This is a genomic window from Streptomyces sp. 150FB (assembly GCF_000818195.1).
Taxonomy (GTDB): Bacteria; Actinomycetota; Actinomycetes; order Streptomycetales; family Streptomycetaceae; genus Streptomyces.
On sequence record NZ_JTHL01000001.1, the window covers coordinates 982,677 to 992,075 of the forward strand.

Genomic DNA, 9,399 nt, shown 5'->3' on the forward strand with positions numbered 1-9,399 from the left:
TGGTGGCTTCCGTCGGCGCTGGCCGACGGGGCGGCCACCGCTCCGGCTATGAGCGCGCCGGCGAGCAGTGTGCCGGCCGAGCCGAGCACTGCGGTGCGTCTCAAGTGGAACCTCCCCCATGTCTCTCGCGCTGCCGGTGGCAGCGCTGTCGGATCGTCGTTCGGTCATGCATGGGGAATCCTTTCTCCTGTGAGGTTCCTGAGGACAGGCTGTTTGGGGTTTTCTTTACCGAACCGATAGCCGGGCCCCGTGTCCCGCTCAGCGGAATAGCTGCCCCGGCGCGCCTCAGCCGGTGAGCTCGCGGCCTTCGGCGAGCAGCACCTCGTCGAGGATCCCCCGGAGGCCGAGCGCGTCGGGGGCGAGGGCGGTGACCAGCACGCCGGCCCCGGCGAGCGGGGTGAGTACGGCGGTGTCGCCGAGCATCCGGGGTTCGGCCGGCTTCTCCGCGAACTCCGGTCCCGCCAAGAGGAGTTGACCGACGGCGCGGTGTCCGCCGAGGACGGCTCCACCGTCCCAGCCGTCCGGTGCGCCGGGCCCGAGGCTCAACTCCTGGTCGAGCAGCGGGCGTCCGGTGCGGTGGACGGTGAGCCGGGTGGTGAGCGTGCCGGACGGCTCGCCGTGCCGGCCGAGGATCTGCTCCTCGCGCAGCACCAGGCGCCCGGTGGCGCCGAGTTCGACGCGGGTCCGCATCCGCAGGTCGCTGCCGCGCACCGAGATGATCTGCTGGGGCAGCCAGTTCAGCTCGGCGTCCTCACCGACCGTCAGCCGCACGTCGTACGTGGCGTAGCGGGCGCCGCGGTCGGCACGGCGGCCGGGCAGTGCGACCGTCGCCGCCGCCGCGTCCACGGTGAGCCGGGCCCCGTCCCGTACATCGGCCTCGATCGCGAGCCGGTCGCCGCCGAGCGGTGCGCTCATCGCGCCGACGACGGTGACCCGGCTGCCGGCGCCCGTGGCGCGCGTACGGCGCAGCGCGAGCGGTCCCTCGCCGCTGAGTACGGGGAGCCCAGCGCGCGTGGCGACGATACGGGCGGTGGCGGTGACGCTCACGCGGTCCAGGCGGCGAGCCGCCCGCGCAGCCACCGCACGACCGGCTCGACGCCGTCCTCGCTCTTCAACGAGGTGAAGACGACGGGGAGTTCGCCGCGCTGCTCCTTGGCGTCGCGTGCCATCCGCCCGAGGTCGGAGCCGACATGGGGCGCCAGGTCGGTCTTGTTGACCACGAGCAGGTCCGAAGTGCTCACACCGGGGCCGCCCTTGCGCGGGATGTCGTCGCCGCCCGCGACGTCGATCACGAAGATCTGCGCGTCGACGAGCCCCTTGGAGAAGGTGGCGGTGAGGTTGTCGCCGCCGGATTCGACGAGGATCAGGTCGAGCGGTCCCACGGCGTCCTCCAGATCCTCGACGGCTTCGAGATTGGCCGAGATGTCGTCGCGGATCGCGGTGTGCGGGCAGGCGCCCGTCTCGACGGCCTGGATCCGCTCGGGCGGCAGGACCGCGTGGCGCAGCAGGAATTCGGCGTCCTCGCGGGTGTAGATGTCGTTGGTGACGACGGCGAGCGACAGGTGGTCGCGCAGCGCGCGGCAGAGCGCGGCGACGGTGGCGGTCTTGCCGGAGCCGACGGGCCCGCCGAGGCCGACGCGCAGGGCGCGCCGGACGCCGTCGGGGCGCGTCGCGTCGGCGCTGACGGCGCCGGCTCCGGTGGAGGTGTGGTCGAGGTGCATGGTGCGGCTCCTGGGTCGTGGGCGGGTGCCGGGGTGCGGGGGCGGCGGCTGCGCGCGGGAGGTGGGCCGGCTACGAGGCGAACAGCCGTACCGGCCAGGCCGCGTGTGCTTCGGCGGCGATGTCGAGCAGCGGGGCCGAAGCGGCCGGCAGCGCGTCGATGCCCTCGTGGGCGGCGAGCGCGGCCCGCTCGGCGAGCCGGTCGAGGTCGGGTGCGAGGCGGGCGAGTACGCGGGTCGCTTCGAACGGGTCGAGGCTCAGGAGGCGTACGGCGGCGGCGGCCGGCCCGCTGACGCTCTCGTACGCGGCGCAGTGCGCGGCGTCCAGCGGAGTGAGCCCGGCGGAGCGGGCGGTGAGGCCGAGCACGACCGGCTGGTGCGCGCCGCGCGGCAACGCCGAGGCGAGCGCGTCGAGTTCCGCGCAGGGCCAGGTGGCGCGGGCGGCCCGCATCAACTGCCGTCCGAGTTTGCGGGCGGTGGCGCGCAGCGCCGGTGAGGGGGTACGGGCGTCGGCGGCCTCGTCGAGCGCGAGCGGATCGAGCCCCAGGGCCGCGGCGGCGGCGAGCGCCGCCGCGGTCAGCCCCGTGGTGTGGAGCCGGCCCCGGCAGAAGGCGGCCAGGCTCGCTTCGTCATGGACGCGGCCCGCCTTGACCGCCGCCTCGGTGCCGCCCGAATGGGCGTGACCGCCGGCCGGGAACCGGCCGTCGGCGAGCACCAGGAGCGCGGCGCGGCTCATCGGACGCCCATCAGAAGAGGAAGTACCGCTGGGCGAGCGGGAGTTCGGTGGCGGGCGCGGGTTCGACCGGTTCGCCGTCGATGGTCACGGTGAAGGTGTCGGCGTCGACCTCGACGCGGGGCAGTGCGTCGTTCTCCCGCATGTCGGCCTTGGTGACCCCCCTGGTGTTCGCGGCGGCCACGAACTCCTTGTGCAGGCCGAGGCGTTCGGGAAGTCCGTCCTCGATCGCCGCTTCGGCCACGAAGTTGAACGATCCGGCCGACGCCGCCCTGCCCAGCGCGCCGAACATCGGCCGGGGCAGCACCGGTTGGGGCGTGGGGATGGAGGCGTTGGCGTCCCCCATCTGCGCGTACGCGATCTGGCCGCCCTTGATGACGAGTCGCGGTTTGACGCCGAAGAAGGCGGGGTCCCAGAGCACCAGGTCGGCGAGCTTGCCGGTCTCGACCGAGCCGATCTCGCCGCCGAGCCCCTGGGCGATCGCCGGGTTGATGGTGTATTTGGCGACATAGCGACGCGCGCGGTGGTTGTCGGCGCGACCGTCCCCCGGCAGCGCTCCCCGGCGCTTCTTCATCACGTGCGCGGTCTGCCACGTACGCATGACGACCTCGCCGACGCGGCCCATGGCCTGGGCGTCCGAGGAGATGATCGAGATGGCGCCGAGGTCGTGCAGTATGTCCTCGGCCGCGATGGTCGAGGGCCGGATCCGGGACTCGGCGAACGCCAGGTCCTCGGGTACGGCCGGGTTGAGATGGTGGCAGACCATCAGCATGTCGAGGTGTTCCTCGATGGTGTTGACGGTGTGCGGCCGGGTCGGGTTGGTGGAGCTGGGCAGGATGTGCGGCTCGGAGACCACGGTGATGATGTCGGGGGCGTGACCGCCCCCGGCGCCTTCGGTGTGGTACGCGTGGACGGTCCGGCCGCCGATCGCGGCCAGGGTGTCCCCGACGAAGCCCGCCTCGTTCAAGGTGTCCGTATGCAGGGCGAGTTGGGCGCCGGTGTCCGCGCAGACCCGTAGGCAGGCGTCGATGACGGCCGGGGTGGCACCCCAGTCCTCGTGAATCTTGAACCCCAGGGCGCCGCCGCGCAGTTGCGCGTGCATGGCCTCGCTCGACATCGTGTTGCCCTTGCCCAGCAGGCCGATGTTGACGGGAAAGGTCTCCAACGCCTCGAACATCCGGGCGAGATGCCAGCGGCCGGGGGTGACGGTGGTGGCCTTGGTCCCCTCGGCGGGGCCCGTGCCGCCGCCGACGAGGGTGGTGACTCCGGTCGCGAGTGCCTGGTCGACGATGGTCGGCGAGATGAAGTGGACGTGCGCGTCGATCGCGCCGGCCGTGACGATCTTGCCGTTGCCCGCGATGACTTCGGTCTCGGGGCCGATGACCAGCTCGGGGTGGACGCCGTCCATCGTGTCGGGGTTCCCGGCCTTGCCGATGCCGGTGATCCGTCCGTCCCGTATCCCGATGTCGGCCTTGACGATGCCCCAGTGGTCGATGATCAGGGCGCCGGTGATCACGGTGTCGGGCGCGCCCTCCGCCCTGGTCGTACGGGACTGGCCCATCGACTCGCGGATCACCTTGCCACCGCCGAACACGGCCTCGTCACCGGCGCGTCCGGGACCGCCGCAGCGGTCCTCCTCGACCTCGACCAGCAGATCGGTGTCGGCGAGCCGGATCCGGTCGCCCGTGGTGGGGCCGAAGAGGTCCGCGTAGGCGGCGCGCGAGAGCTCAGCCATCGAGGGGACCTCCGGTCTCTGCCCGCAGGCCCGGCACCACACGCAGCCCGGCGAGCGGGACGAGTGCGACGGCGACCGGAATGCCGGGTTCGAAGCGCACGGCGGTGCCCGCCGCGACATGGAGCCGCTTGCCGTGTGCGGCGGCGCGGTCGAAGTCGAGGCCCGGGTTGGCCTCGGCGAAGTGGTAGTGCGAGCCGACCTGGATGGGCCGGTCGGCGATGTTGGTCACGGTGATACGGGTGACCTCGCGCCCCTCGTTCAGCACGACGGGCCCTTCGGCGTACAGGATCTCTCCGGGAATCATCGGCGTCGCTCCCCCTCCGTGCGGCCCGGCATCAGACGATCGGCTCGTGGACGGTGACGAGCTTGGTGCCGTCCGGGAAGGTGGCCTCCACCTGCACGTCGTGGATCATCTCGGGGATGCCGTCCATCACGTCGGCACGGCCGAGCACCTGGCGCCCCGACGCCATCAGTTCGGCGACGGTACGGCCGTCGCGCGCGCCTTCGAGGATGTGCGAGGTGATCAGCGCGACGGCCTCCGGGTGGTTGAGCCGGAGCCCGCGCGCCCTGCGCCGGTCCGCCACATCGGCGGCCACATGGATGAGCAGACGTTCCTGCTCGTGCGGAGTCAATTGCACGCTTCCACCTCACAGTTGCCCGGTTCGCTGCCTGAGGACGGAACCTAGCCGACTTCAACACCTTGTTGAAGTGCGGCGCGGGACCTGGAACCGGAGATCGCACATTAAGGCGGAAGTTTTTCCGGCGCGTTAACAGATCACCGGCTCAGCCGTGGGGGTGGTCGGGACGATACTCCGCCGCGATGCCGAACCGGCCCCGTTCGCCGGGAGCGGACGAGGCGGCCCGGATCGAGGAGACGGAGCCGATCACCTGCTCGTCCACCTGCCCGCCCCCCGCCTCCGGCGCCCCGTTCTCCAGTCGCTCCAGGTCGGCGGCCGAGACGAGCGCCACCAGGGGCTTGCCGTGCCGGGTCACGATCACCCGCTCGTCGCCGTACACAACGCGGTTGATGAGGTCGGCCAGCTCTGCGCGGGCTTGCGTCACCGGAATCTCGTAGGCCATAGTCCCCCATCATAGTTCTGTACGTCCTGTACATTTTTTCCTCCCAGACCTCTGCGCCAGGAGTCGTGCCCATGACCAGCCCCTCCGCCCGTTACGTGCTGCCCGAGTTCAACGAACGGACGACGAACGGCACCCGCACGCTCGATCCGTACTCCAAGCTCTTCGAGGAGCGGATCGTCTTCCTCGGCACCCCGGTCGACGAAACGGCGGCCAACGACGTGATCGCGCAGTTCCTGCACCTCGAGTACGCGGCGCCCGACCAGGACATCTGCCTCTACATCAACTCGCCGGGCGGCTCGATCAGCGCCATGTCCGCGATCTACGACACGATGCGGCTCGTCATGTGCGACGTGGAGACGACCTGCCTCGGCCAGGCGGCGTCGACCGCGGCCGTACTGCTGGCCGCCGGCACCCCGGGCAAGCGGATGGCGCTGCCGGGGGCGAGGGTCCTGCTGCGGCAGCCGTCCTTCGACGAGCCCGTCCAGGGCCAGCCGTCCGATCTGCTGATCCACTCCGAGGAACTGCTGCGGCAGCGGGCGATGCTGACGGGGATGCTCGTACGCCACACCGGGCGGAGCACCGAGCGGATCGACGAGGACATCGAGCGGGACACCATCCTCGACGCGCCCGGCGCCAAGGCCTACGGCCTGGTCGACCATGTGATCCAGAACCGCGGGGCGACCCTCGGCGGGCCCGGCGGCTCCTCCGGCGGGCGGTGAGCACCGGTGCTGCCTCCCGAGCTGCCGCCGCTGCCCGCCCTGACCCGCGCCGAGGGCGCCTTCGTCGACAGCTACCTCCAGGTCGTCGACCTGCTCGGGCGGATGAATCCGGCCCGCGGCACCGACACCTACGCCGCGCTGCGTGCCGCCCAGGCGCTGCCCGCGCGGGCGGCGGAGCTGCGGGACGCGCTCACCACGATGCACGCGCGGGGCGAGACCGAGCTGCACGGCGCGACCCTGACGCGGGCGGTGCGGGTGCTCGACGGTGAGCGGAGGACGGCCCGGGTCACGCTGCCGCCCGAGCAGCCGGGGTGAGTTGAGGGCGGGTTCGGACGATCAGGACGGCGCCCGACACGTTCGGCGCGGAAACGCGCACCCCGTTCGGCGTACGAGCAGCCCGGACGGGGGCAGCGGGGAAACTTGCGCGGTGTGACGGTACGGGCGACCCGAGTGACGATCGCACCGCAGGTGGGACGCACTGTGAAGGTATGGGGTGTGATGCGAAACACCCCAAAATACCCATATGGGTTATATGTGACTAACTTCACATCACGTCGTTTCGGCTCGGAAATCCGCTCGCGGCGGGACAAGATCCGTGAGACGACAAGCCCCCGCCACCTCGGCGGGGCGGTCCGGGCGGACGCCGAGTCCTGCCGCCGCTCCGGATGCCTGGTCGACAGGAGTGGATCGGCAGGAGTGGAGGACCCGAGCAGTACGGGCCGACCCGATGACAAGGGCCGTCCCTCGGGGTGAAGCCGCTTCGGCGGCCGGGCGACTTCGCCAGTCCGAACCCGACAGGTCATCCTTCACAGGCGGCTGACGAAGGGTTGCGCATGCCCGCGCAGACACATGTCCCGTCTTTGCTCTCCAGGGCCGGAACGGTCTCGGCCCTCACACTCGTCGCCGTCGGCGCCACGACGCTGGCACCGGGCGTCACCACCGACGCCTTCGCCGCCGCACGCGCCGTCAGGGCGCTGCATGTGGCCGCCTCCAAGCAAGGCGCGCCCTACCGGTACGGGGCGACAGGCCCGTACCGGTTCGACTGCTCGGGCCTGACGCTCTATTCGTACAAGAAGGCCGGCAAGAAGCTCCCCCGTACGACGCAGCAGCAGTACAACAAGACCCGCCATGTCTCCGCCGCCGGCCGGATGCGCGGGGACCTGGTGTTCTTCCACTCCGGACGGAGCGTCTACCACGTCGGGATCTACGCGGGCAGCGGGAAGATCTGGCACTCGCCCAAGACCGGCGCCGTGGTACGTCTCGAACGGATCTGGACCAAGAGGGTCTGGTACGGCCGGGTTCGCTGACCCGGGCCGGGTCCGGGCCGGGTCACTGGCCGGGCTCCGGGCCGAACCACGGGCTCCCGGAGCCGTACGACCGGCCGGGCCGGTTCCGGGCTGTCGGGCGCCTGCTGACGGCGCGTCGGCTCGCTCCGGAGGGCCGGCCCCAGGCGTCAGCTCTGCACGCGCGCCGTCCAGGGCAGCGCGATCCAGACGGTCTTGCCGCCGTCGGCGGTCGGGGTGACGGTCAGTTGGCCGCCGTTCTCGGCTGCCAGCCAGCGGATGATGACCATGCCGCGCCCGTTGTCCTGCTGCACGGCCGCCGGCAGCCTGCGCGGCCAGCGCGGGTGGCTGTCGGTGACCCCGATGCGCAGGACCTCGTCGCGTTCGAGCCGGACCTGCACGGTGAAGGTCGGCGACTGGCCGAAGGTGTGCTGGACCGCGTTGGTGGCGAGTTCGGAGACGATCAGACGTACCGTCTCCGCGGTCTCTCCCTGTCCCTCAAGTCCCCAGTCGGTGAGGCGGTCAGCGACATATCTTCGCGCCACGGGTACCGAAGCGGGCTCGCTCGGCAGAGTGACGGATGCTTCCTGGTGGTCTGCCATGGCGACGCTGTCCCTTTCCCGCCGGACCTCGGTCCGGCACAGAGCGGATGACTGCGCGGACGGCCTCGGACGGTGCCTCGCGACAGCCTGCCACTCATCGTGACGCGGACAGCGCCAATCCACCGAGATATGCATATATCTGTCGCTCGAAGCGGTGAACTCTACGACTCCGGACCGCATACGGGCGATGGACGGATACCTTCTGCGCCGCGGCGCCCACCGGCGCCGGTCAGATGATCGTGGGGGGAAGGGGACTGCTGTGCGAAACGGTCCGGCTGTACGTCGGCGCAGGCTCGGGGAGGAACTGCGCAGGCTGCGTCAGAGTTCGGGGCTCACGAGCAAGGAGACGGCGAGGCTCCTCGGCTGGCACCAGTCGAAGGTGAGCCGGATAGAGACCGGCGTGAGCGGGGTGAAACCCGGCGACCTGGAGCGGCTGCTCGACACCTTCACCGTCACCGATCCCCAACTCCGGTCATTACTGGCCACGTTGGCGGGAGCGGCGGAGGGTGGCCCGCGGTGGTGGCAGGCGTACGGCGGGGTGATCCCGGCCCAGTACCGCGACTTCATCAGCCTGGAGTCGCAGGCCGTCGCCGCCCGCACCCTGGAGACCTCCGTGGTGCCCGGGCTGCTCCAGACGCCCGGTTACGCGCGGGCCGTCACCCGGTCGGCGCTGGACGGTCTGCCGCCCGAGAGTGTCGATGCCCTGGTGGAGGTACGGCTCGCCCGCCAGGACGTTCTTCACGCCGCGCGGCCGCTGGCCCTGCACGCGGTGCTCGACGAGGCCGTGCTGCGGCGTGAGGTGGGCGGGCGGCAGGTGATGCGTGAGCAGTTGCGGGGCCTGCGGGAGTTGGCCGACCTGGCGCACGTATGCCTTCAGGTTCTGCCGTTCACCGTCGGCGGGTACGTCGGGCTCACCGGGCCTTTCGTAATCTTCTCTTTTCCGAACGCCAATGATCTGGATTTGGTCGTTCTTGACCACTTGACGCATAGCGCGTACCTGGAGAGGAAAGAACAACTTGAGGCGTACCGCGCCGCCTTTCGCACGATGCAGGCGCATGCCCTCTCGCCCAAGGACTCTTTGGATCTCATCGCCGGGATCAGTGACGGCGTGTAGGGAGCATCATGAACGGTTGTTCGGCACATACCCCTGCCCAGGTTCGGCCGGCGTGTCCGGCCCCGACCCCCCTCACCTGGCGGCGCAGCAGCCGCAGCGTGGGAATGAACAACTGCGTGGAGACCGCCCGCGACGGTGCGGACGGGCTCGCTGTGCGCGACTCCAAGAACGTGGCGTTATCCCACCTGAGCTTCACCACAACGGCGTGGACGTCCTTCGTCGCCGGCCTGCACGGGAAGGAGTTCAGCCGCTGACCCGTGCCCCGGCGGGCGCGGTGGCGACCACCGTCCTGACCGCCGCTTCGATCTGCTGATCCGTCAGGTCGGCGCGCGCGGTGAGCCTGATACGTGAGATCCCGTCCGGCACCGACGGCGGACGGAAGCAGCCGACTGCCAGGCCGGCGGCCCGGCAGTCG

General features: G+C 71.1%; 13 protein-coding genes, 1 pseudogene and 1 riboswitch. Of the genes and pseudogenes, 5 read left to right on the top strand and 9 right to left on the bottom strand.

Annotated features, from left to right (window positions below; genetic code table 11):
* Positions 1-285: 285 nt before the first annotated feature.
* From QR77_RS03730 to QR77_RS03760, 7 genes are all read right to left on the bottom strand, one after another.
* Positions 286-1,047 (bottom strand): urease accessory protein UreD, encoded by a 762-nt coding sequence (locus QR77_RS03730; protein WP_040027246.1) that lies wholly within the window; start codon positions 1,045-1,047, stop codon positions 286-288.
* Positions 1,044-1,721, bottom strand: a complete 678-nt coding sequence (ureG, locus tag QR77_RS03735) for an urease accessory protein UreG (protein WP_040019649.1) — start codon at positions 1,719-1,721, stop codon at positions 1,044-1,046. Before ureG ends, QR77_RS03730 begins: the two co-directional genes overlap by 4 nt.
* Before the next feature lie 70 nt (positions 1,722-1,791).
* Complete coding sequence (locus tag QR77_RS03740; protein ID WP_040019650.1) at positions 1,792-2,454, bottom strand: urease accessory UreF family protein; 663 nt, start codon at positions 2,452-2,454, stop codon at positions 1,792-1,794.
* 10 nt (positions 2,455-2,464) lie between these two features.
* Positions 2,465-4,186, bottom strand: a complete 1,722-nt coding sequence (locus QR77_RS03745) for an urease subunit alpha (protein WP_040019652.1) — start codon at positions 4,184-4,186, stop codon at positions 2,465-2,467.
* Positions 4,179-4,490 (bottom strand): urease subunit beta, encoded by a 312-nt coding sequence (locus tag QR77_RS03750; protein ID WP_040019653.1) that lies wholly within the window; start codon positions 4,488-4,490, stop codon positions 4,179-4,181. The genes QR77_RS03745 and QR77_RS03750 overlap by 8 nt, the downstream gene beginning before the upstream one ends.
* Positions 4,491-4,521: 31 nt before the next feature.
* Positions 4,522-4,824 (bottom strand): urease subunit gamma, encoded by a 303-nt coding sequence (locus tag QR77_RS03755; RefSeq protein ID WP_040019654.1) that lies wholly within the window; start codon positions 4,822-4,824, stop codon positions 4,522-4,524.
* Positions 4,825-4,969: 145 nt separating this feature from the next.
* Positions 4,970-5,266 carry a type II toxin-antitoxin system Phd/YefM family antitoxin gene (locus QR77_RS03760; RefSeq protein ID WP_040019656.1) on the bottom strand — a complete coding sequence of 99 codons (297 nt, stop codon included), beginning with the start codon at positions 5,264-5,266 and terminating at the stop codon, positions 4,970-4,972.
* A 71-nt stretch (positions 5,267-5,337) separates the two neighbouring features.
* On the opposite strand from QR77_RS03760, the gene QR77_RS03765 reads away from it, so the two are divergent.
* From QR77_RS03765 to QR77_RS03775, 3 genes are all read left to right on the top strand, one after another.
* On the top strand, positions 5,338-5,985 hold the full coding sequence (locus tag QR77_RS03765) for an ATP-dependent Clp protease proteolytic subunit (RefSeq protein WP_040019658.1): 648 nt from the start codon (positions 5,338-5,340) through the stop codon (positions 5,983-5,985).
* A 6-nt stretch (positions 5,986-5,991) separates the two neighbouring features.
* On the top strand, positions 5,992-6,300 hold the full coding sequence (locus QR77_RS03770; RefSeq protein WP_040019659.1) for a hypothetical protein: 309 nt from the start codon (positions 5,992-5,994) through the stop codon (positions 6,298-6,300).
* A 316-nt stretch (positions 6,301-6,616) separates the two neighbouring features.
* Positions 6,617-6,815, top strand: a riboswitch (cyclic di-AMP (ydaO/yuaA leader).
* A gap of 3 nt (positions 6,816-6,818) precedes the next feature.
* Positions 6,819-7,292, top strand: coding sequence for a C40 family peptidase (locus tag QR77_RS03775; protein ID WP_040019661.1), 474 nt, complete (start codon positions 6,819-6,821; stop codon positions 7,290-7,292).
* Positions 7,293-7,438: 146 nt separating this feature from the next.
* On the opposite strand, the gene QR77_RS03780 is transcribed toward QR77_RS03775, so the two are convergent.
* The gene (locus QR77_RS03780; RefSeq protein ID WP_040019664.1) at positions 7,439-7,870 is read right to left on the bottom strand and encodes an ATP-binding protein; all 432 of its coding nucleotides are present in this window, start codon (positions 7,868-7,870) and stop codon (positions 7,439-7,441) included.
* A gap of 259 nt (positions 7,871-8,129) precedes the next feature.
* On the opposite strand from QR77_RS03780, the gene QR77_RS03785 reads away from it, so the two are divergent.
* Positions 8,130-8,984, top strand: coding sequence for a helix-turn-helix transcriptional regulator (locus tag QR77_RS03785; RefSeq protein ID WP_040019665.1), 855 nt, complete (start codon positions 8,130-8,132; stop codon positions 8,982-8,984).
* 8 nt (positions 8,985-8,992) lie between these two features.
* A complete protein-coding gene (locus QR77_RS49740) occupies positions 8,993-9,238 on the top strand; it encodes a DUF397 domain-containing protein (RefSeq protein ID WP_040019667.1) in 246 nt (81 codons plus the stop codon).
* On the opposite strand, the pseudogene QR77_RS48225 reads toward QR77_RS49740, so the two are convergent.
* Positions 9,228-9,399 (bottom strand): annotated as a pseudogene (locus QR77_RS48225) (8-amino-7-oxononanoate synthase); the annotation flags it as partial. The gene QR77_RS49740 and the pseudogene QR77_RS48225 overlap by 11 nt on opposite strands.